Origin of the sequence: Shewanella psychrophila, from assembly GCF_002005305.1 — a bacterium.
In the GTDB taxonomy this organism is placed as follows: Bacteria; Pseudomonadota; Gammaproteobacteria; order Enterobacterales; family Shewanellaceae; genus Shewanella; species Shewanella psychrophila.
In genome coordinates this window covers 6,303,480-6,326,333 of record NZ_CP014782.1, presented here as the reverse complement: position 1 = coordinate 6,326,333, position 22,854 = coordinate 6,303,480, and the positions used below count along the sequence as shown (strand labels likewise).

General features: G+C 45.1%; 18 protein-coding genes, 1 tRNA gene and 3 rRNA genes. 10 read left to right on the top strand and 12 right to left on the bottom strand.

Translation table 11 applies throughout. From position 1 onward, the window contains the following. Positions 1 to 5: 5 nt before the first annotated feature. The 7 genes from pstB to sps_RS27750 all read right to left on the bottom strand — a co-directional run bounded on the left by pstB (position 6) and on the right by sps_RS27750 (position 5,778). The gene (pstB, locus tag sps_RS27780) at positions 6 to 755 is read right to left on the bottom strand and encodes a phosphate ABC transporter ATP-binding protein PstB (RefSeq protein ID WP_077755895.1); all 750 of its coding nucleotides are present in this window, start codon (positions 753 to 755) and stop codon (positions 6 to 8) included. A 14-nt stretch (positions 756 to 769) separates the two neighbouring features. Next, the gene (pstA, locus tag sps_RS27775) at positions 770 to 1,630 is read right to left on the bottom strand and encodes a phosphate ABC transporter permease PstA (protein ID WP_077755470.1); all 861 of its coding nucleotides are present in this window, start codon (positions 1,628 to 1,630) and stop codon (positions 770 to 772) included. Beyond that, a complete protein-coding gene (pstC, locus tag sps_RS27770) occupies positions 1,630 to 2,535 on the bottom strand; it encodes a phosphate ABC transporter permease subunit PstC (protein WP_077755469.1) in 906 nt (301 codons plus the stop codon). Before pstC ends, pstA begins: the two co-directional genes overlap by 1 nt. A 108-nt stretch (positions 2,536 to 2,643) precedes the next feature. Next, on the bottom strand, positions 2,644 to 3,453 hold the full coding sequence (locus sps_RS27765) for a phosphate ABC transporter substrate-binding protein (protein WP_077755468.1): 810 nt from the start codon (positions 3,451 to 3,453) through the stop codon (positions 2,644 to 2,646). A gap of 512 nt (positions 3,454 to 3,965) precedes the next feature. Next, the gene (locus sps_RS27760) at positions 3,966 to 4,160 is read right to left on the bottom strand and encodes a DUF2061 domain-containing protein (protein WP_077755467.1); all 195 of its coding nucleotides are present in this window, start codon (positions 4,158 to 4,160) and stop codon (positions 3,966 to 3,968) included. A gap of 213 nt (positions 4,161 to 4,373) precedes the next feature. Beyond that, positions 4,374 to 5,279 carry a 1,4-dihydroxy-2-naphthoyl-CoA synthase gene (locus tag sps_RS27755; protein ID WP_077755466.1) on the bottom strand — a complete coding sequence of 302 codons (906 nt, stop codon included), beginning with the start codon at positions 5,277 to 5,279 and terminating at the stop codon, positions 4,374 to 4,376. Positions 5,280 to 5,424: 145 nt separating this feature from the next. Beyond that, the gene (locus sps_RS27750) at positions 5,425 to 5,778 is read right to left on the bottom strand and encodes a hypothetical protein (protein ID WP_077755465.1); all 354 of its coding nucleotides are present in this window, start codon (positions 5,776 to 5,778) and stop codon (positions 5,425 to 5,427) included. Positions 5,779 to 5,865: 87 nt separating this feature from the next. Between sps_RS27750 and ccoG the strand changes: the two genes are divergently transcribed. The 5 genes from ccoG to sps_RS27725 all read left to right on the top strand — a co-directional run bounded on the left by ccoG (position 5,866) and on the right by sps_RS27725 (position 13,286). After that, a complete protein-coding gene (ccoG, locus tag sps_RS27745) occupies positions 5,866 to 7,299 on the top strand; it encodes a cytochrome c oxidase accessory protein CcoG (protein ID WP_077755464.1) in 1,434 nt (477 codons plus the stop codon). A 648-nt stretch (positions 7,300 to 7,947) separates the two neighbouring features. After that, a 16S ribosomal RNA gene (locus sps_RS27740) occupies positions 7,948 to 9,492 on the top strand. A 377-nt stretch (positions 9,493 to 9,869) separates the two neighbouring features. Further along, positions 9,870 to 12,774, top strand: a 23S ribosomal RNA gene (locus sps_RS27735). A 214-nt stretch (positions 12,775 to 12,988) separates the two neighbouring features. Then, positions 12,989 to 13,104 (top strand): 5S ribosomal RNA (gene rrf / locus sps_RS27730). The 16S, 23S and 5S rRNA genes sit together here with 1 tRNA gene alongside, the layout of an rRNA operon. Before the next feature lie 105 nt (positions 13,105 to 13,209). Further along, positions 13,210 to 13,286 (top strand) — tRNA-Asp (locus sps_RS27725). A gap of 210 nt (positions 13,287 to 13,496) precedes the next feature. On the opposite strand, the gene sps_RS27715 is transcribed toward sps_RS27725, so the two are convergent. Continuing rightward, positions 13,497 to 14,559 (bottom strand): IS630 family transposase gene (locus sps_RS27715; RefSeq protein WP_418346698.1). Its coding sequence is split into 2 segments (ribosomal slippage): positions 13,497 to 14,069 and positions 14,071 to 14,559, totalling 1,062 coding nucleotides; the frame shifts between segments, so codons are not numbered across the junction. Positions 14,560 to 14,833: 274 nt separating this feature from the next. Here sps_RS27715 and sps_RS27710 point away from each other — a divergent pair. Both sps_RS27710 and sps_RS27705 read left to right on the top strand, forming a co-directional pair. After that, positions 14,834 to 15,085: a YkgJ family cysteine cluster protein gene (locus tag sps_RS27710; RefSeq protein ID WP_077755463.1), complete on the top strand. Its 252-nt coding sequence runs from the start codon at positions 14,834 to 14,836 to the stop codon at positions 15,083 to 15,085. 21 nt (positions 15,086 to 15,106) lie between these two features. Continuing rightward, positions 15,107 to 15,565, top strand: coding sequence for an Rrf2 family transcriptional regulator (locus tag sps_RS27705; RefSeq protein WP_077755462.1), 459 nt, complete (start codon positions 15,107 to 15,109; stop codon positions 15,563 to 15,565). A 53-nt stretch (positions 15,566 to 15,618) separates the two neighbouring features. On the opposite strand, the gene sps_RS27700 is transcribed toward sps_RS27705, so the two are convergent. Genes sps_RS27700 through gpmM form a run of 4 tightly spaced genes read right to left on the bottom strand, consistent with a single transcriptional unit; the run spans position 15,619 to position 20,376 of the window. Then, a complete protein-coding gene (locus sps_RS27700; protein ID WP_077755461.1) occupies positions 15,619 to 16,389 on the bottom strand; it encodes a divergent polysaccharide deacetylase family protein in 771 nt (256 codons plus the stop codon). A 45-nt stretch (positions 16,390 to 16,434) separates the two neighbouring features. Continuing rightward, entirely contained in the window at positions 16,435 to 17,655 is a 1,221-nt protein-coding gene (locus tag sps_RS27695; RefSeq protein WP_077755460.1) for a S41 family peptidase, read from the bottom strand. Between the two features lie 32 nt (positions 17,656 to 17,687). After that, the gene (locus sps_RS27690; RefSeq protein WP_179948439.1) at positions 17,688 to 18,773 is read right to left on the bottom strand and encodes a murein hydrolase activator EnvC family protein; all 1,086 of its coding nucleotides are present in this window, start codon (positions 18,771 to 18,773) and stop codon (positions 17,688 to 17,690) included. A 58-nt stretch (positions 18,774 to 18,831) separates the two neighbouring features. Beyond that, positions 18,832 to 20,376 (bottom strand): 2,3-bisphosphoglycerate-independent phosphoglycerate mutase, encoded by a 1,545-nt coding sequence (gene gpmM, locus sps_RS27685; RefSeq protein ID WP_077755458.1) that lies wholly within the window; start codon positions 20,374 to 20,376, stop codon positions 18,832 to 18,834. Between the two features lie 241 nt (positions 20,377 to 20,617). Between gpmM and sps_RS27680 the strand changes: the two genes are divergently transcribed. From sps_RS27680 to gpsA, 3 genes are all read left to right on the top strand, one after another. Further along, on the top strand, positions 20,618 to 21,052 hold the full coding sequence (locus tag sps_RS27680) for a rhodanese-like domain-containing protein (RefSeq protein ID WP_077755457.1): 435 nt from the start codon (positions 20,618 to 20,620) through the stop codon (positions 21,050 to 21,052). 105 nt (positions 21,053 to 21,157) lie between these two features. Then, entirely contained in the window at positions 21,158 to 21,646 is a 489-nt protein-coding gene (secB, locus tag sps_RS27675; protein WP_077755456.1) for a protein-export chaperone SecB, read from the top strand. A gap of 106 nt (positions 21,647 to 21,752) precedes the next feature. After that, entirely contained in the window at positions 21,753 to 22,772 is a 1,020-nt protein-coding gene (gene gpsA, locus sps_RS27670) for an NAD(P)H-dependent glycerol-3-phosphate dehydrogenase (protein WP_077755455.1), read from the top strand. Positions 22,773 to 22,854: the final 82 nt, after the last annotated feature.

Here is a 22,854-nt window from a genome sequence, read left to right as displayed (position 1 = left end):
CTCAATTAGCCGAACTCACCACTGACATAGCCTTGAGTACGTTTGTCGCTCGGTTGATTAAATACTTGAGAGGTTTCACCGTGTTCAACCAGCTCGCCCATCCAGAAGAAGGCTGTCTTATCTGAAATTCGCTTCGCTTGATTCATAGAGTGAGTCACGATAACAATAGTGAACTTTTTACGCAGTTCATCCATCAGCTCCTCAATCTTGTGAGTGGCAATAGGGTCCAGTGCACTGGTGGGTTCATCCATTAAGATCACTTCTGGCTGCATCGAGATAGCCCTGGCAATACAAAGACGTTGCTGCTGCCCGCCCGATAGGCCAAATGCGGCAGAGTCCAGGCGGTCTTTAACTTCGTCCCACAGTGCGGCGCTTCGCAATGACTCTTCAACCACAGCATCTAACTTACTTTTATCTTTGACCCCTTGTGCTTTTAAACCAAAGGCGACATTTTCATAAATACTCATGGGGAAAGGGTTTGGCTTTTGAAATACCATGCCGACACGCATTCTAAGCTGTTTCACATCGACATCCGCATAGATGTTTTCTCCATCAAATTTAACGTCGCCAGTGATCTTTACCCCTTCAACCAGATCGTTCATGCGGTTCAGGGTTCTGAGTAGCGTCGACTTGCCGCAACCTGAAGGTCCAATAAGTGCCGTCACTTGACGTGATGGGATCTTCAATGAGATATCTTTCAGTGCGTGGTTATCGCCATAGAAAAGGTTGAGATTACTCACTTCTAATTTATTCATGTTACAGGCCTTCATTAAGATGCTTTATTAATACGCGTGGCAATAAACTTGGTTGCCAGGTTTAAAATTAGAACGAGTACAATCAAGACTGTTGCGGTTGCATATGCCTGATCCCATTCATGTTGAGTAAAGAGTTCTTGGGTCAGTTTATATAAGTGTACGGTCAAAGTGCGGCCAGAATCTAACACTGACTCAGGTATTTGAGTCACCATGCCTGCGGTTAAGAAAACCGGCGCCGACTCGCCTATGACACGACCTATGCTCAATATCACAGAGGTGACGATTCCCGGCATGGCACTAGGTAATATCAGGCGCCATATGGTGTAGATTTTTGAGCTACCTAAGGCGTAGCCCCCTTCACGGTAACTCATAGGTACTGCGAGTAGTGCTTCTTCTGTAGTACGAATAAGTACAGGGAGTATCAACATCGCTAAGGTAAGTGAGCCTGCTAGTATTGAGAAACCTAAGCCTAAGGTGGTAACGAAGAAAGTCATGCCAAATAGGCCGTATACGATAGAGGGGATACCCGCTAAAGATTCGGTACAGAAGCGAATAGTCTTGACTATTTTACTACCAGGTTTGGCATATTCGGTGAGGTAGATGGCGGTCATTATGCCGATAGGTGCCGCTATCGCCAGTGATAAGCCCACCATGTAAACAGTCGAGACTATCATGGCCCATATCCCAGAAGCTTCACCTATGCGGGTGTAGGAACTGGTGATAAATTCCCAGCTAACATGAGTCAGACCATTACTAAGAATATGCCACACGACCCAGAGTAGAAACAGAATAGTGATAGCTGCTGCGCCCCAAATAGCGGCGAGTAATAGCTTGTCTTGAACATCTCTGTTGAAAAAACGCTTATCTTGAAGCATTAGTAGCTCCTCTTACGGTTCAGGTATAGCAAGCTTGCGTTGAGTAACACGATAAACACCAAGAGCACTATGCCAGTAGAGTAGAGAGCACTCGAATGAATACCTGTGGCATAAGACATCTCCATGGCTATGTTAGCAGTCAAGGTTCTTGCTGGTTCAAGCAGGGAACCCGGCATAGCGGGAGCATTACCCATGACCATGATAATGGCCATGGTCTCGCCGATTGCACGGGCAATACCCAGAGCCACGCCGGTAAAGATACCACTGCGGGCGGCTGGGATAAGTACTTTGAATATGCTGTAGATATGGGAAGCACCTAATGCCAGCGCTCCTTCTTTATAAACACTAGGTAGTGCCCGTAATGAAGTTTCTGAAATGGTGATAACCGTAGGCAGAATCATTATTGCCAGTACTATGATCCCAGCTAGAATCGTATTACCAGCCGGAATATTAAACAGTGTCTCTATGGCTGGTACTATGATGACCAGACCAAAAAAACCATAAACGACCGATGGAATACCTGCAAGTAGCTCCACCGCTGGTCTTACTATATTGGCCAGCCATCTTGGGGCAAGCTCGGCGAGAAAAACAGCCGTAAGAATTGCAATAGGAACACCTATGATTACCGCGCCTGCCGTAGAGATAAGCGTGGCGATTATCATGGGGAATATGCCGTATAAGGCTGGTGGTAGCCACTCTTTCCCAAGCACAAGATTTAATACGCCAGCTTCTTTAAAGGCGGGTAATCCTTCTTGAAAGACAAACCAACCTATGGTCGCGACTGAAATCACTCCAACCATAGCGCAAGCAAGAAAGAGTAGATGGAAGAATCGTTCCTTCCAATCAAATGTTTTTGCAGGAGCGAGCTCTAGTCCTGTGGTACGGACTTTACTTGCTGTATTCATCACTTTGCCTCGGGAGCACTTGTTTAGTTTATTTGTGAGATAGGTATTAAAAATAAAGAATTTAAGCAATAAAGAGGAGCTAGGCTCCTCTGTTTCTTAATCTACTTATTACTGAACTCGGATATATCCTTCTTCGGCAACTATGCTCTGTCCATCTTCAGACAGTATGTAGCTAATGAAGTCCTGAGCATTGATATGTGCATTCTTGTCCATTAACACTATGAATGGACGAGCAATTTGATAATCACCAGCGGCGATATTGGTATCTGTTGCGGCAATACCGTTTACATCTACTGCACGAAGGGAGTCATCTACGCTACCCAATGATATGTAGCCTATGGCGTAAGGGTTGTTGGCTACAATTGTCTTTATCATGCCATTACCATTACCTACTTGAGCCCTAGGCGAGATTGCTGTGACTTTATGGCCGTTAACTGTACGTTGAAGTTTCATTATCTCTTCGAAAGCGCCACGAGTGCCAGATCCATTTTCACGAGTGACAACGACAATTGGTTTAGCTTCGCCGCCAACTTCACTCCAGTTGTTAATCTCACCACGGTAGATCTGCGAGATCTGTTCTTGAGTTAGGTTTTGTACCGGATTGGCATTGTTGACAGCCGCAGCAATACCGTCTCTTGCTATGACGATTTCTTTAGTATCTGAGTTCAATTCACTCTGCTTAACATTACGAGATGACATTCCTATCATGCTGGTGCCATCTTTGGCTGCACGGATGCCAGCAGAAGAGCCTGTGCTCTGTACTTCAACGTTCTTGCTCGCTATTTTTTGGTAGTTCTCGGCGAGAACTTCCATTACATGTGCAACAGAGGTCGAACCCGATACCGTCACAGTACTTGCCTGAGCAAGTGGTGCTGTCAATAAGCTAACAGCGGCTAATAAACCAATAACTTTTTTCATCACAAGTTCCACTCTTATTAAATTGTCATACAAGTTCAAATTAGGACTTCCTCACTGGAAGCAAGCGCATTAAGACAGACTTATATGACAGTTAAGTTACAGTGTTTTCGAAGGGGAGGAATCATGATGAAGTGAACAATAGGCTTGATCGTTTTTTGTTACTGGTTTGTAGGTTTTACTCTGTTTGTACAGATTTTTATACGGAGAATTATTAAGGTTAGATATGAGTCCATGATTTAGTAGCTACGGGAGCTTGGATCAAATTATGAGACTATATATAGGTATGTTACTCGTGGTACTTATACTGGGTTAAGCTTATTTTAAGTTTGGTTGTGGCATTTGTTAACAAGTCTATTTAGCTGCTAATTGATAAATTTTTTGTGAAGCTTTTATGACAGCAGCTTGTCAGCTATCTGTTGGTGGCGTTGGTTACATTTGGCATCAGCATGACCAGTCGTTAGCTGACTAAAATGAGTTAATAGTCGGCTCTAGACTTACTCAAAGCCAGTAATCTAGCTTACGAGCAAGTTTTCTTGTTGGCTCTCTATTCTCTTCCATACTTTTTCATGGAAGTAGAAAACAACCGTATTAATAGCTGGCTCTACTAGAGCAACGGCTCCGCCTATTATTACACTGCCAGTTAGTAGATAGGTCACAGTAAATGCGACAGTGAAATGTAATAGGGCAAAGGTGAGTGTTTTAGTCATGGTGAAAGCCTCTCTATAAGATTTAATTAAATGATAATCATTACTATCTTCAGGGTAAAGAGGGTTCACTAGATGAGTTTAATTACATTAACCGATTAGAATTTGACCTTGACGCTTGTTTTGTCTATATGCGGGATGATTCTCTAGCCAGGAAAATCATAAAGCCATCGTTATTGATGGCTTAGTATTACTTACGTTCAGAATATAGAGGTGTTAGTAGTGCCAGGGGAATTTACTGAAGTCTTGATCGCGCTTCTCCAGGAAGGCATCTCTTCCTTCTTTCGCTTCTTCGGTTCCATAGGCTAAACGTGTGGCCTCTCCAGCAAAGAGCTGCTGACCAACCAGGCCGTCATCGGCCATATTGAAGCCATATTTCAGCATGCGCATCGCCGTTGGTGATTTAGAGTTGATCTCTTTTGCCCAATTTAGCGCTTCAATTTCAAGATCTGCATGAGGGATAGAGCGGTTGACCATGCCCATGTCGAAAGCTTCATCGGCGCTGTAGTTAAAACCAAGGAAGAAGATTTCTCGGGCACGTTTCTGACCTATCATCTTCGCTAAGTAGGCACTGCCATAACCTGAATCGAAACTTCCTACATCTGGGTCAGTCTGTTTAAAGATGGCATGTTCCTTCGAAGCCAGAGTCAGATCACAAACGACATGTAGACTATGGCCGCCTCCTACGGCCCAACCTGGGACGACTGCAATAACCACCTTAGGCATAAAGCGGATTAAGCGTTGAACTTCGAGTATGTGCAGACGACCCATACGTGCGGGATCTGGTTTACCGCCTTCGGCACCTTCATATTTGTAGCCGTCTTTACCACGAATGCGCTGATCGCCGCCTGCACAGAAAGCCCAACCTCCATCTTTAGCCGAGGGACCATTGCCTGTAAGTAAGACACAGCCTACATCTGACCATTGCCTAGCATGATCCAGAGCAGTGTAGAGTTCATCAACAGTTTTAGGTCTGAAAGAGTTTCGGCACTCAGGACGGTTGATAGCAACACGTACCGTTCCCTGATCTTTAGCTCTATGGTAAGTAATATCTTCGAAATCGAATCCGGAAACCTGTTCCCACAGAGTGGGATCAAATATGTCTGAAACCTGCTGGGTCATTGCTCTAGCCTTTTTAACGTTATACCTAAATGGCATTTGTGTCCAAAGGCTAGGCGGAAACAGAACCTAGGTCAATCCTAGGCTGGGATAAATGCCGATTGAATCCAGGATCGTAAATAAGGCGACTAAGATTATTTGATAGGAGTTACCTGAGTTTGTCGCAGATATATTGCAGGTTATCTCGGCTTAGGCTCTCGTGTCTTGGTGCTGAGCCGCTACAATATTCATCCTTAAACGTTTGTACACTGTATTCCGATTCCAATATATCATCGAGTGCGCCTAGTTCCCCGGTAGACATGCGTTGGGATATCTCTTTCTTAAGTTGAGATGTCTTATTATCCACTCTGATGATCTTAGTGCCTCTCATGGCATCTAGCTTACGCTCTATCTTCAGCAGAAGAGCATCTGTTTGTGCCATAGGCTCATCTAGCTTATTGGTTTCAGTTGCCAGGTAATACAGTACACCAGCTCCTAACCCTAATATTATCCAGCCTCTCATTTTTAAATCCAACTTTGTTTATTAGATGTACTATAGAGGTATAATAAGCTAATTTTCGTGCAAGATTAAAGCGGTAAGGTTACAAAGATGAGCATTGAGTCTAATAATAAGGATTATTCTAAGGCTAAGCGGATTAAAATCCACCAACCGGATGCTAGTAAAGCAGATCGATTTAACCCTCGCAATAGAATTTACGTTAGAGCTATCAACGGCCTGTGGACTAAACTCAGGAGAAGACTAGGTTGGGTTACTATGTCATTTTTCCTCATACTTCCTTGGATCCCATGGGGAAACCGTCAGGCGGTGTGGTTTAACTTGGCTGAACAGAAGTTTCATATTTTCGGACTCACCATTTGGCCGCAAGATCTGACACTCTTAGCTGCACTATTTACCATAGCCGCATTCGGACTCTTCTTCGTAACGACTTATCTTGGTCGGGTTTGGTGTGGGTACACTTGCCCTCAGACGGTTTGGACCTTCATCTTCATCTGGTTCGAAGAGAAGTTGGAGGGGGCGAGAAATAAGCGAATGAAGTTAGATCAGTTGCCCTGGAATTTTAATAAATTGTGGCGTAAGACAGCTAAGCATACGGCGTGGATAGCGATGTCCTTGCTAACGGCAATGACCTTCGTCTCCTACTTTGTTCCCAGTAGAGAGGTATATATAGAGGTCTTTACCTTAAATGCGACCGGAGGCATCTATTTCTGGGTGGTACTCTTTACCTTAGCTACCTATGGTAATGCTGGCTGGATGCGAGAGATCATGTGTATTCATATATGTCCCTATGCTCGTTTCCAGGCTGTGATGTTTGATAAGAACACCTTTATAGTTGGTTATGATACTAAAAGAGGCGAGACTCGGGGTCCTAGATCCCGTAAGGCTGATCCCAAAGAGCTTGGTTTGGGTGACTGTATCGATTGTGATTTGTGTGTTCAGGTTTGTCCCACTGGAATCGACATCAGGAATGGTCTGCAATATGAATGTATTAACTGTGGTGCCTGTATCGATGCATGTGACAACACCATGGATAGAATGGGATATAACAAAGGCTTAATCTCATATACCACAGAGAATAAGCTCGACGGTATTAAAGAGAAGGTCCTTAGGCCCAAATTAGTCGGCTATGGGGTGATGTTAACGGCGATGATATTGGTCTTTGTCTATGCAAGTGCCACTATTGCACCTGTAAGGTGCGATATCATACGAGATCGAAATCAGCTATTTAGAGTCAACAATGACGGTTTGATTGAGAACACCTTTACCATAAAGGTCCTCAATAAAACCGAACAGGCTCACGAATATAAATTGTCGGTGGAAGGTTTACCTGAGTATCAATGGTTTGGTCCACAACAAGTCAAAGTGGCAGCAGGTGAAGTGTTAAACTTGCCGGTCAGTGTTGCAGTCGACCCTATCGAACTTTCACGTCCCATGATCAAAATTAAATTCAAGGTTACGACAATGAATACTGCAGACAATGAATTAATAGAAGCAACACAGGAATCCCGCTTCTTTAGCCAATAGCATTCGTCAATAGTATAAACACCGCTCGCTATTGGCTAAATCAATAGCGAGTAAAGAATACATTAAAGGAGCTAAGGCTCCTTTTTCGTTTATATAGTCCTTTTAAAGTACATATATGTCGCTTAAATAAGCTTATCGCCCGTTAAACATCCACTCAGTAGTTATTAGTTAACTTTCTTAAGATTAGCCCTTGCGCTCTGGACTGACATGCCTATAATGCGCATCCACTGACACGGCAAACAAGTCTTCTTAAACAGAAGCTGAAACCCAGTCAGGGCAACAAGTAAGCGCTTGAAAATTTAATTTTTAAAAGCCCTTGACGCCAACCTCGGAGAGTGTAGAATACGCCTCCTCAAGCCAACGACCTAGCGTCAAGGCTGCTGCTGAAAGATTCGCTCTTCATGTTAGCAACGCTCTTTAACAATTCAAAACAAGAAATCTGTGTGGGCACTCACAGGTGTTGAGTTATTCGAAATTACCTTCTGTTCTTCGGAATGTCGGTAATCAAAAATTTAACTCGATGAAGCTCTTTTTAAGAGTAACTGGAGTGACCATAGCAATATGTAAACTTATGAATCGCAAGATTCATTAAACAGTATAATTCATTGAGCCGATGTCATTTTCGAAAGGAAGTGCATCAAAAAACTTTAATTGAAGAGTTTGATCATGGCTCAGATTGAACGCTGGCGGCAGGCCTAACACATGCAAGTCGAGCGGAAACAGGAAGTAGCTTGCTACTTTGCTGTCGAGCGGCGGACGGGTGAGTAATGCCTAGGGAACTGCCCAGTCGAGGGGGATAACAGTTGGAAACGACTGCTAATACCGCATACGCCCTACGGGGGAAAGGAGGGGACCTTCGGGCCTTTCGCGATTGGATGTACCTAGGTGGGATTAGCTAGTTGGTAAGGTAATGGCTTACCAAGGCAACGATCCCTAGCTGGTCTGAGAGGATGATCAGCCACACTGGAACTGAGACACGGTCCAGACTCCTACGGGAGGCAGCAGTGGGGAATATTGCACAATGGGCGAAAGCCTGATGCAGCCATGCCGCGTGTGTGAAGAAGGCCTTCGGGTTGTAAAGCACTTTCAGCGAGGAGGAAAGGGTAGTAGTTAATAACTGCTATCTGTGACGTTACTCGCAGAAGAAGCACCGGCTAACTTCGTGCCAGCAGCCGCGGTAATACGAGGGGTGCAAGCGTTAATCGGAATTACTGGGCGTAAAGCGTACGCAGGCGGTTTGTTAAGCAAGATGTGAAAGCCCCGGGCTCAACCTGGGAATTGCATTTTGAACTGGCAAACTAGAGTCTTGTAGAGGGGGGTAGAATTTCAGGTGTAGCGGTGAAATGCGTAGAGATCTGAAGGAATACCGGTGGCGAAGGCGGCCCCCTGGACAAAGACTGACGCTCAGGTACGAAAGCGTGGGGAGCAAACAGGATTAGATACCCTGGTAGTCCACGCCGTAAACGATGTCTACTCGGAATTTGGTGTCTTGAACACTGGGTTCTCAAGCTAACGCATTAAGTAGACCGCCTGGGGAGTACGGCCGCAAGGTTAAAACTCAAATGAATTGACGGGGGCCCGCACAAGCGGTGGAGCATGTGGTTTAATTCGATGCAACGCGAAGAACCTTACCTACTCTTGACATCCACAGAACTTTCCAGAGATGGATTGGTGCCTTCGGGAACTGTGAGACAGGTGCTGCATGGCTGTCGTCAGCTCGTGTTGTGAAATGTTGGGTTAAGTCCCGCAACGAGCGCAACCCTTATCCTTATTTGCCAGCACGTAATGGTGGGAACTTTAGGGAGACTGCCGGTGATAAACCGGAGGAAGGTGGGGACGACGTCAAGTCATCATGGCCCTTACGAGTAGGGCTACACACGTGCTACAATGGTCGGTACAGAGGGTCGCAAAGCCGCGAGGTCAAGCTAATCCCACAAAGCCGGTCGTAGTCCGGATCGGAGTCTGCAACTCGACTCCGTGAAGTCGGAATCGCTAGTAATCGTAGATCAGAATGCTACGGTGAATACGTTCCCGGGCCTTGTACACACCGCCCGTCACACCATGGGAGTGGGCTGCACCAGAAGTAGATAGCTTAACCTTTCGGGGAGGGCGTTTACCACGGTGTGGTTCATGACTGGGGTGAAGTCGTAACAAGGTAGCCCTAGGGGAACCTGGGGCTGGATCACCTCCTTACCTATACGACTAACTCAACTCTGAGCATGTAAAGTGCGCTGAGTGTCTACACAGATAACTTGTTCTTGTTAGAGCAAACTAATTCTCCAAGCGAGATTTAGCGTTCTTTAAAAATTTGGAAAGCTGATAGTGTTAATGTGAAAGGGACTATTGTGAAAGATATTTCGTAAGAAATAACGATTACAGTAGTTAATAGCATTAGCGCGAAAAATAAATAATTGAGTTCTCAAACACTTAAATCAAGTGCCGACTCATTCATTAGAGATTCTTGTAAGAAAAGGTCTTTAACGATTGAGTCATGAGTATTCTTTTGGCGAAAGTAAACACCATTAGTTGCAATGTAATTTATATGAGTTTCAAACTTATGTGGGTTGTATGGTTAAGTGACTAAGCGTATACGGTGGATGCCTTGGCAGTCAGAGGCGATGAAGGACGTAGTAACTTGCGAAAAGCGTTGGCGAGCTAGTAACAAGCATTTGAGCTAACGATGTCCGAATGGGGAAACCCACTCACATAAGTGAGTATCACATACTGAATACATAGGTATGTGAGGCAAACCCGGGGAACTGAAACATCTAAGTACCCGGAGGAAAAGAAATCAACCGAGATTCCCCTAGTAGCGGCGAGCGAACGGGGATTAGCCCTTAAGTCTATAGGGTGTTAGTGGAATGAGTTGGAAAGCTCAGCGGCACAGGGTGATAGCCCCGTACATGAAAACTAACTATAGATGAAAACGAGTAGGACGGGACACGTGACATCTTGTCTGAACATGGGGGGACCATCCTCCAAGGCTAAATACTCCTGACTGACCGATAGTGAACCAGTACCGTGAGGGAAAGGCGAAAAGAACCCCTGTGAGGGGAGTGAAATAGAACCTGAAACCGTATACGTACAAGCAGTGGGAGCGGTTCTTGAGACCGTGACTGCGTACCTTTTGTATAATGGGTCAGCGACTTACATTTTGTAGCGAGGTTAAGCGAATAGCGGAGCCGTAGGGAAACCGAGTGTTAACTGCGCGTTTAGTTGCAAGGTGTAGACCCGAAACCCGGTGATCTATCCATGGGCAGGTTGAAGGTTGAGTAACATCAACTGGAGGACCGAACCGACTTATGTTGAAAAATGAGCGGATGACTTGTGGATGGGGGTGAAAGGCCAATCAAACCGGGAGATATCTGGTTCTCCTCGAAAGCTATTTAGGTAGCGCCTCGAGCGAATACCATTGGGGGTAGAGCACTGTTAAGGCTAGGGGGTCATCCCGACTTACCAACCCTTTGCAAACTCCGAATACCAATGAGTACTACTCGGGAGACACACGGCGGGTGCTAACGTCCGTCGTGAAAAGGGAAACAACCCAGACCATCAGCTAAGGTCCCAAAGTTATTGCTAAGTGGGAAACGATGTGGGAAGGCTTAGACAGCTAGGAAGTTGGCTTAGAAGCAGCCATCTTTTAAAGAAAGCGTAATAGCTCACTAGTCGAGTCGGCCTGCGCGGAAGATTTAACGGGGCTAAGCAATACACCGAAGCTATGGGTACTAGTGCTTGCACTAGTGCGGTAGAGGAGCGTTCTGTAAGCCGTTGAAGGCGAAGGGGTAACCCACGCTGGAGGTATCAGAAGTGCGAATGCTGACATGAGTAACGATAAAGGGAGTGAAAAACTCCCTCGCCGAAAGACCAAGGTTTCCTGTCCAATGTTAATCAGGGCAGGGTAAGTCGACCCCTAAGGTGAGGCCGAAAGGCGTAATCGATGGGAAACAGGTTAATATTCCTGTACTTCTGCTAACTGCGATGGAGAGACGGAGAAGGCTAGGCTAGCGCGGCGTTGGTTGTCCGCGTTTAAGGTTGTAGGTTGTATTCTTAGGCAAATCCGGGAATACGCATTAAATTGCAAGACTGAGGACTGATGACGAGACCCTAAGGGGTTGAAGTAGTTGATGCCATGCTTCCAGGAAAATCTTCTAAGCTTCAGGTTAGTAGGAATCGTACCCCAAACCGACACAGGTGGTTGGGTAGAGAATACCAAGGCGCTTGAGAGAACTCGGCTGAAGGAACTAGGCAAAATGGTACCGTAACTTCGGGAGAAGGTACGCTGCCGGCGGTGATGGGACTTGCTCCTTAAGCTGCTGGCAGTCGCAGATACCAGGTGGCTGCAACTGTTTATCAAAAACACAGTACTGTGCAAACTCGCAAGAGGAAGTATACGGTATGACGCCTGCCCGGTGCCGGAAGGTTAATTGATTGGGTTATCTTCGGAGAAGCTCATGATCGAAGCCCCGGTAAACGGCGGCCGTAACTATAACGGTCCTAAGGTAGCGAAATTCCTTGTCGGGTAAGTTCCGACCTGCACGAATGGCGTAATGATGGCCACGCTGTCTCCAGCCGAGACTCAGTGAAGTTGAAATTGCGGTGAAGATGCCGTATACCCGCGGCTAGACGGAAAGACCCCGTGCACCTTTACTATAGCTTGGCACTGAACATTGAACCTACATGTGTAGGATAGGTGGGAGACTTTGAAGTTGGGACGCTAGTTCTGATGGAGTCAACCTTGAAATACCACCCTTGTAGTTTTGATGTTCTAACTCTGGCCCCTGAATCGGGGTTGAGGACAGTGCCTGGTGGGTAGTTTGACTGGGGCGGTCTCCTCCCAAAGAGTAACGGAGGAGCACGAAGGTTGGCTAAGTACGGTCGGACATCGTACGGTTAGTGCAATGGCATAAGCCAGCTTAACTGCGAGACATACACGTCGAGCAGGTACGAAAGTAGGTCATAGTGATCCGGTGGTTCTGTATGGAAGGGCCATCGCTCAACGGATAAAAGGTACGCCGGGGATAACAGGCTGATACCGCCCAAGAGTTCATATCGACGGCGGTGTTTGGCACCTCGATGTCGGCTCATCACATCCTGGGGCTGAAGTCGGTCCCAAGGGTATGGCTGTTCGCCATTTAAAGTGGTACGCGAGCTGGGTTCAGAACGTCGTGAGACAGTTCGGTCCCTATCTGCCGTGGGCGTTGGATGATTGAAGGAAGCTGCTCCTAGTACGAGAGGACCGGAGTGGACGAACCGCTGGTGTTCGGGTTGTTATGCCAATAGCATTGCCCGGTAGCTACGTTCGGAATCGATAACCGCTGAAAGCATCTAAGCGGGAAGCGAGTCCTAAGATGAGTCATCCCTAGGAATTTAATTCCTCTAAAGAGCCGTTCGAGACTAGGACGTTGATAGGCAGGGTGTGTAAGCGTTGTGAGGCGTTGAGCTAACCTGTACTAATGACTCGTGAGGCTTAACCATACAACCCAGATGGGTTTACTCTTATAAAATAGAGTAGCAAATGGTTGTTACTTCGAAAGAATACATAGCATTTGATTTAAGTTAGACCAATTATTTTAGCTGTAAGTGATAAGTTTTAAGCGATAAGTTTAAAGCAGAGTCGTGACAGCAGTTAGCTTTCTAAATTCTTTTACCTTTAGCTTTTTTTAAAAGCTGAAAGTAATCGCCAAATTAGTCTGGAAACCATAGCATTGTGGCCCCACCTGATCCCATCTCGAACTCAGAAGTGAAACACAATTGCGCCGATGGTAGTGTGGGGTCTCCCCATGTGAGAGTAGGTCATTTCCAGGCGTCTATTTTGATTTCCACTTTCTAGAAAGTGAAGTCAAAGTCTACTGATAGTGACAAATCAGAGACTATAAAGAATTTAGTAATATGCGCAAGCACTTTACTAAAGGAGCGGTAGTTCAGTTGGTTAGAATACCGGCCTGTCACGCCGGGGGTCGCGGGTTCGAGTCCCGTCCGCTCCGCCAACACAAAGACGAAAGCCTCTACAGAAATGTAGAGGCTTTTTTCGTTACAGCGGATAAGAACCAAATGAGCGGTAGTTCAGTTGGTTAGCTTCTTTTGAATAGAAAGTGGCCTGTCACGCGTGCCGAAGGCACACGGGTTCGAGTCCCGTCCGCTCCGCCAACATTACGAAAAGCCCTAACAGCAATATGTTATACCATTCCATCTTAACATTAAGTCATAATTGCCCAATCCCTACGACATAGTGACATCACTCTTTTTGTATCACTAATGAAGCTATTCCAGGCAATCGAACAGGAATCGACTATATCTTCGTATCCTTTAAAGCTGCGATTAGCTAGATGACGTTGCCGTAACCAACTCCAAACTTGCTCTACAGGGTTTAGCTCTGGTGAGTACGGGGGTAATTTTATAATGCTGAGGTTGATAAACTCATCAGCTATATCATTGGTATGCCAACCAGCACCATCCATTACAACTACAGCGTGCCGACTAGGCTTAGTTCTTTTGGCTATCAGCGATAGGTGCTGACGCATGATGTCTTTACTTAAATAGGGAGCAATTATTGCCTCTGTTTCTCCAGTTTCAGGACAAACTGCACCAAAGAAATGAACATACTCAAATTGCTGCTGACGAACAGCTCTTGGACGTGACCCTTTTCTTGCCCATAAGCGTGTCGTGCTGTTTTGTTGTCCAAAACGAGCTTCATCCTGAAACCAAATGTCGACCCGATCAAGGCCTACACTACCAGGAATGTTAAGGATCGTTTCCAGTTGGAACTTTTTTAAAAGCCATTTGGGCTTCAGCTGATTGCTTTGGGTGCATAGAACGACTGGTTATCCAGCTAAAGTTCAACGTATCCAGTAGCTTATAAATTGCATTCGGATGGTAATCAACATTAAAATGCAGCTGAATATATTTTAAGATCGCATCCCCTGTCAACCGACCTCCAGAAGCTCTCATGCTTTGTGCTTCTATATATTCAATTAATTGTTGCTTTTGCTTTGTAGTGAGGTAGCTATCTCGCCCTTTATTTCTTTTGGCGTCCAACCCCTTGAGCCCGTAAGTAAGATACTTTGAGACCCATGCATTTACACTGGCACGGGCTACTTTAAGTCTCTTGGTAACTTCCGTTCGATTATGACCTTCTAAAAATAGAGATACTGCCAGTAATCGGATACGTTTACGGGGATCTTTTTCAGCTCTAGATAAAGCCAAGATCTCTTCTGCTGTGTAGTTTTTCAAAGCAAGGTACGAGTTATTGATGGTGACCATATTAGATCACAACTCATTACTGATTGGTATTAGGTCTAATTTTTAGTACTTATATGTGTCACGGCCGTCCCGTCTAACAACATCCACTCCGAGCTTATCCTCTTCTAGCTTTATTCTTCCTACCTATGAGTTGCTTTTGTTGTGAATCAAAGACGGGAGGGTTACAAAAAGAGTAAACTAGTCTAAATGAATTAGCTTTATTAGAAGATGCTGTGCTCATTGCGGTTATCATGCTACTCAATAATAGGTATAATGTGTTAAAAGAGAAGATCTTATGAATTGTCGACTTGGGTGTGGAGCGTGCTGTATAGCCCCATCGATCACGAGTCCCATCCCTGGAATGCCTGAAGGCAAGCCAGCAGGTGAGCGGTGTATCCAGTTATCCGATGACAATTTATGCATGATTTTTGGGATGAAAGATCGCCCCGAAGTTTGCAGTTCTTTTTCAGCAACAATTGATGTTTGTGGCAGTACTAACGCTGAAGCTCTTCATTTGCTCTCTTTTTTAGAGGCTCAAACCAGTTAGACTAACTTTTTAAGGTGCCTAATGCAGTTAACTCGTTATACAGATTTTGGTATTCGTACCTTAATGTATTTAGCTATTCAGCCTGACAGAGAGACGCTATTTCGAATTTCTGAGATAACTCAGGTCTTTGATTTATCACCTAACCATGTCTCCAAGATAGTTCATCATTTAGGTAAGCTGGGATATTTAGAAACTATTCGAGGTAAGAGTGGTGGCTTTCGTTTAGGTAAGTCACCCAAAGAGATCAATATAGGTCAATTAGTGAGAGTACTAGAAAACTCTCTGGCTCCTATTGATTGCAGTAAACCATACTGCCGCTTAACGCCTTCCTGTCAGTTGAGAGGTGTATTGGCTGAGGCTGTTACGGCTTATTTAACGGTATTAGATCAATACTCTTTGTCGGATATAGTAAGTAATAATAAGGAGTTGATTAACCTTCTTCCTGAATTATCTATTCCTATACTTGAACTCAGTTCTTAAATTTTATTCCTAGAATCAGCTCTTAGAGTTAGCCTTTAGAGCGATATCTGTCGCTACTTCAATCTGATGGTAGCGTCTTTGCCCGCCTTCTCCTGCTTTTTACTTACTGCGAGTCTATAAGGGAGAAGTTCTGAGGTTTTAACCAGGCTAATGCCTGCCTGTTGTAGCCGTGGGAGATTGTGTTGTAAATATTCTATGGTTTCAGGGTAGGGGTGCGCTATGGCAACGACTTGGCCTTGTCTATGTGCCAAGGCGATAATACGTTCAAATTGTTGCTCTAAAGCGGCTTGTGAGACGTCATTATCTAAAAATACCTGTCGCTTTAATTGTGGGATCCCTAGTTTGTCAGCTGTACTACCAGCCTTAGTGAAACGTGTTGTCATACTATCGACAAAGTAGAGCTGTTTCTGTTTTAAACTTTCCATTACCCATAGCATAGGCTCATCCAGTTGGGTCAATAAACTTCCCATATGATTGTTAGCCCCCTTAGCGAAGGGGACGCTCTCGAAAGCTTGGTTTATGATCTGCTTTACATCTGTTTCACTCATGTCATTGGTGATCCCTCCCGGCCCAAGTTTCTTGCCATTGAGTGACTGCATAGGCAGATGTAACATTACTTCATAGCCTCTTTGGTGTGCAATATGCGCAACGGAACTGCCGAGAGGGGTGTGCGGCAGGACTGAGAGGGTAATATTATCGGGTAAGGTCAGTACGGCTTCATCGGATTGACGATATCCAATATCGTCAATGATGATCGCAACTTGAGCGGCATTTACATAGCTACCTGAAAAAAATGAAGCAAAACAAAAAATTAAGAAGCGCACTGTGTTAGGTATTTTCCATACCTTTTACACTAAGAGCAAAAGGCGTTAAGAATTAGTTTTTATCCATGTAATTGCTGAATCCAGTATTAGATCTGCTTCAGCCTTATTATTTTCAATTTTATCATGGACATTAGTCTGGTCGATTATAGGCATAGTTTGTTCATTTGTGACAGTATCTAATTGAAGTTTTATATCTGGCTCAATACCTTTGCTATTGATATCTCTACCATTAGGGGTGGTATATTTGGCGATAGTTAGCTTTATTGCATTCCCTTCCATCAATGTTGGAATTAAGCTCTGTACGGTTCCCTTACCGTAGCTCGTCTCGCCTATTAGTTTGGCTCTCTTGTTATCTTGTAAAGCTGCTGCAAGCACTTCTGAGGCGGAAGCCGACCCTTTGTTAATCAGTACCGTCATGGGGATATCCAGAAGCATGGTCTGAGGTGAGGCATAGTAATCTGAGTTTGCATCGAAGAATCGTCCCTCGGTTGAGACTATTCTTCCTTTTTCAAGAAAAATGTCGGCAATATTTATGGCTTGGTCCAGTAGACCTCCAGGGTTATTCCTCAGATCTAATATTAGTCCTTTGAGTTTAAGTGGCTGCCACAGAGTGAGTTGCTTGACCATTTCTTCGGTAGAGTTGTCTTGAAAGCTGGCAAGTTTGATATAGCCAATATTATCTTTTAGTAATTCAGCTGTGACTGACTGGACTGAGATCAGGCTAGGCATAAGCGTAACTTCATAGACGGTTTTCATATTTGAGTGAGCTAGCGTGAGTACAATCGATTGATTATTTTGGCTATGATTTTTTATTTCTTTTAGCAGGTCATCTAACTTGTTGAAGTCGACTTTATGATTATTGAGTTTTACTATTCGATCGCCCGCTCTTATACCTGCACGTTCGGCGGGCGAGCCGGCAAAGGGAGTAATTATGGTTATTTTGTCATCTTCGGTGGCTATTTCTATGCCAAAACCAAAATACTCCCCTTTGTTGGCATCTCTGATATTTGAGAATTCTTGTTTATCGAGAAAGTTGGAATAAGGGTCCAACTTAGCAAAAATCCCTTCGATTGCTGCAGAAATAAGCTCATCCTGGCTTAATTCTGTGACGTAGTAAGCCTCAACTGTATCAATAACGTCGAGTAGGAGTGGATAGTTGAGACTATGGTGATATTGTTCAGCGTTTTCTTGTCCAGACAGGGTAACGGATAATCCAAGCCCTAGACCAACGAGAATACAACAAAGGTAGCGAATATATTTTGACATGCCAGCCCCTATATTTAAGGGCTGTATCTTTCCTAGCGTTTACAATATCTCGCCGGGTCGACCGCTTGCCCTTTATGCCTTACCTCAAAGTATAGGCCAGGCTCAGTCTGTCCACCCGAGCGACCGACTAATGCGATAGATTCTCCTTTATTTACAGAGTCTCCGGCATTTTTTAATAGTGTTTGAGCATGGCCATAGAGGCTCATGTAGCCTTTACCATGATCGACCACGAGCACCATACCGAAGCCGCGTAACCAATCGGCATAGATGACCTTACCTTGTGCAATAGCCGTTATTTTCTGACCTTCAGGAGCCGAGAGAGTGACGCCTTTCCATTTTACTTGACCCGATCTACGGCTGCCGAATCCCGACTTAATACGGCCCTTAGTCGGCCATGTCAGCTTTCTGCTACGGGATAAGCCTTCCATCTTTGGATTACTTTTCATGGCTACTATAGCCTGCTCGACAACATGTTTGAGGCTGGCTTCCTCTATCTGTAGCTGCTCAAGCCTGGCGCCACTGCTATTGAGAGTTCTCTGTAGTTGCGTCAGGGTTTTTTGTCTTTGGCTTTGTTCCTGATTGAGCTGTTTCGCTTGCTGCTGTTGGTTGAGGATGAGTTTATTTAGCTGGGTTTTCTGGGCTATTTGTTCAATTTGAATATCATTGAGCTCTTCAATGGTCTGCTTTAGCTCATTGATTGATGCCATGCGGGCATTGTTCAAGTATTGATAGTAGGCGAGTAGACGTTCGATGCTTGCGGGACTCTGTTGGTTGAGTAGCATCTTACTATAGTCATGATTACCTGCTAAATAGGCACTGGCTAATTGATTGGCTAATGTTTCCTGCTGGGTTTTCTTAAGCGTATCCAGCTTGTTTTGGCGTTTATCTAATTCTGCTAGCTTCTTATCTGTTGTAGATAGTGAAGTCTTAGTTTCATTGACCTTTCTCGCCGCCGAGGCGATCGCTTTCTCGTCTTGCTTCAGCAATGAGATTAGCTTCTCTCGCTGTTTAGAGGTATTTTTTAAATCCGATGCTTGCTTACTTATCTGTGATTGCAGTGCTTTAAGATCGGATTGACGCTGCTGCAGGTCAGAGGCAAGCAGTGGTGTTGAAAGCATGATAAAGCCAGCAAAAATGCTGGCTTTACTGAAAAAACGAATATTCACGTGTCAGTGGTTACTCTTTGATTTTTATTATGGAGCGCCCGGTCATCTCTGATGGCACTGTATCTCCCATCAAGGTTAACATGGTTGGAGCAAGATCGCTCAAGCGACCGCCGTCTTCGATACTTGCATCACGTCCAACATAGATCAAAGGTACGGGTTCACTAGTATGAGCCGTGTGTGCCTGGCCGGTTTTCTCGTCTGTCATCTGTTCAGCGTTGCCGTGATCGGCTGTGATTAAACACTCTCCTCCCACGTTAGCTAAGGCCTCAACAACGCGACCGATACTGGTATCGACTGCCTCACAGGCTTTAACTGCGGCCTCGAAGCTCCCCGTATGGCCAACCATGTCTCCGTTTGGATAGTTACAGATGATGACATCATAGTCAGTAGACTCGATGGCCGCGACTAACTTGTCTGTCAGCTCGGGTGAGCTCATTTCAGGTTGCAGATCATAGGTAGCTACCTTAGGTGACTGAATAAGTATTCTATCCTCTCCCTTGAATGGTTGCTCTTTACCGCCATTAAAGAAGAAAGTCACATGGGCATATTTCTCTGTCTCAGAGATGCGTAGTTGTGTTTTATCTCGGCTCTGCAAGACTTCACCTAAGGTATTGACTAATTCTGTCGCCGGATAGGCTATCACTGCCGGGATATCGGCAGCATATTGAGTCAACATCACGAAGTGTGCTTTTGTTGTCACCTTGCGCTGGAAACCATCGAAATCTGGATCGACGAAGCTGCGGGTGATCTGACGTGCACGGTCTGCACGGAAATTCATGAAGATTAGTGAATCGTTATCGCTGAGTTTAGCGACATTACCTTGCCCGTCTGTTATCGCCGAACTTGCAACAAACTCATCGTTTTCATCACGTTCATAAGCTGCTTCCAGTGCGTCGACTGCATTGGTGTATTGATGCAGAGATTCGCCTTGAGTGATCAAGTCATAGGCTAAAGTCACACGGTCCCAGCGATTATCACGATCCATTGCGTAATAACGGCCTATCACTGAAGCGATCCGGCCGGTACCTAATCTAGTAAATAGATCATCAAAATGAGCCAAGCTAGATTTCGCGCTGCGTGGCGGAGTGTCACGGCCATCGAGGAACGCGTGCAAATATACTTGCTTAGCACCGCGTTCAACTGCCAGACGGCACATGGCCTCGATATGATTCTCATGGCTATGTACACCGCCGGGAGACAATAGTCCCATTATGTGTACCGCGCCCTCTTTGGCGATAGCAAGATCTATGGCTTCTAGTAGAGCTGGGTTTTGCTGAAACTCACCATCATCAATCGCCTTACCTATTCGAGTAAGCTCTTGATAAACAATACGTCCAGAGCCGATGTTGATATGGCCAACTTCAGAATTACCCATTTGTCCATCGGGTAGTCCCACATCTAAACCTGAAGCAGAAATTAGATTGTTAGGATATTGGGCATTGAGTCGATCCAAAACCGGGGTTTTAGCATGGAAAACAGCATTTTTTTGCGTGTTTTCGCGGTAACCCCAGCCATCGAGGATCAGCAATGCCAAGGGGCGTTTGCGTGTCGTCATGGTGGTACCTTTTTAAGTTTGAAAGATAAAGTTGAAAACAGAAATTGGATAAATATTACTACGTACGGCCTAGTTGAAAAAGGAATTTACCTAGATTGATATAATCGAGTTTGCATCTATCTTATTAACACTCTTTATTCACAGACTTTTTGTCCTTCAACAAGATGCTGCAATCTCCTATCGCAGTGGTATACTCTGTGCCCTAATTGTATTTCCAGCCCTTAGAAGTAGGCAGATCACCATGCAAGAATATATTGAATTTTTGAAAGCGAACCCTATGCTGAGCTTAGCCTGGATAGGTCTTTTTATTGGTCTTATCGTCAGCGTTTTCAAATCCAGCATCTCTAAAGTCTCTACAATCGATCACCAACAGGCGACGTTATTGATCAATAAGCAAGACGCTAAAGTTATAGACGTAAGGGAAAAAGCAGAGTTTAAGAAGGGTCATATTGTCGATGCTTTGAATGTGCCTTTATCTGAAATTAAAAATAATCAACTTTCAGCCCTTGAAAAGTTTAAAGCAAGTCCCATTATAATGGTATGCAACGCAGGTATGGTGTCATCACAAGCCTCGCAATTGATGGTTAAAGCAGGTTTTGAATCTGTACATAACCTCAAAGGCGGCATGGGTGAATGGCAGTCAAGTAATCTGCCAGTAACGAAAAGTAAGAAATAACAATAACCCGGGATGGTGTTTGAGAGCGAGTTACAGGTCTCAAGTAACAAAAGCCCTTAAATTGGCTTCAATTTTGAAGCCTAATAAATTGGATAGGTAAATATTATGGCTGAAGTAGCAAATAACGAACAACAAGATCCTCAATTCAACATCCAACGTGTATACACCAAGGATATCTCTTTCGAAACTCCAAACAGCCCTGCTGTTTTCCAGAAAGAGTGGAACCCTGAAGTTAAGCTAGATCTTGATACTCGTAGCGCTAAGCTAGCTGACAACGTTTTTGAAGTTGTCCTGTCTCTGACTGTTACTGCTAAAAACGGTGATGAAACTGCATTCCTTTGTGAAGTACAGCAAGCTGGTATCTTCGCAATCAATGGCCTGACTGAGCAGCAACTTGCTCACTCACTAGGTGCATACTGTCCTAACATCCTATTCCCATATGCTCGTGAAGCAGTGGGTAGCCTGGTTTCTCGTGGTACTTTCCCACAACTAAACCTAGCACCAGTTAATTTCGATGCGCTTTTTGCTCAGTACGTTAACCAGCGTCAAGCAGGTGCAGAAGAAGCTTCAAAAACTGAAGAAGCAAGCGCGTAATTAAAAACTGAACGTATCTGTTCAGCATTTTCAGTCGCTGCTCAGATAGCGACCACTTTGTTCGGATGTTATTATCGAATAAAGTGGCATAAATCTGAGTAGTTATATGAAAAATACTGCCGATATTACGGTACTGGGGGCGGGGTCTTATGGCACCGCCCTTGCTATTTCTTTAGCCAGTAACGGCCATCGAACTCTGTTATGGGGTCACGACCCTGAGAGTATCGAGAACCTCAAGCGTGACCGCGCTAATGAGGCATTTCTCCCTGGGATCTCCCTTCCCGACCTGCTTATTCCTGAAGCCGATTTGGCTACTGCGCTAGCTGCATCGAATAATATATTGGTCGTGGTTCCCAGTCATGTCTTTGGCATGGTGTTGAGTCAAGCTAAGCCTCTGCTGCGTGAAGACTCACGTATCGTCTGGGCGACAAAAGGGCTTGAGCCTGAGACCGGACGTCTACTACAAGAGGTTGCCGGAGATGTGTTGGGCGATAAATATCCTTTAGCCGTACTTTCCGGGCCTACTTTTGCTAAAGAGCTAGCGGCAGGTATGCCGACAGCTATCTCAGTTGCCGGAACCGATGATGGATTTACTCAAGACTTAGTCGAGCTATTACACAGCCCTAAGCGGCTACGTGTTTACGCCAACGATGATTTCATTGGCTTGCAACTCGGTGGCGCCGTTAAAAATGTTATCGCCATCAGCGCCGGCATGTCGGATGGTATCGGCTTTGGTGCCAATGCCAGAACGGCATTGATCACTCGAGGTCTGGTCGAATTATCTCGTCTAGGTGAGGCTATTGGTGCCCAAGCTAGTACCTTCATGGGCATGGCAGGCTTAGGTGATCTGGTACTTACCTGTACAGATAACCAATCTCGTAACCGTCGCTTCGGGCTGGCTTTAGGCCGGGGTCAAGGTGTCGAAGAGGCTCAGAAAGAGATTGGTCAGGTGGTTGAAGGTTACCGTAATACCAAAGAAGTCTATGCTCTAGCTAAGCGACTTGGTGTTGAGATGCCGATCACCGAGCAGGTGTATCGTGTGCTCTATGAGGGCGGTACGCCCCATGAGGCTGCCGTAACCTTGCTAGCCAGAGAGAAAAAATCTGAGACTCAAGATAACGAATAACGTCTATCTTTAACTCCGGTAAATGAATAAAGGGTGCTAAAATAGCGCCCTTATTTTTTTGGTTATATTTCAGTAAAGCTGC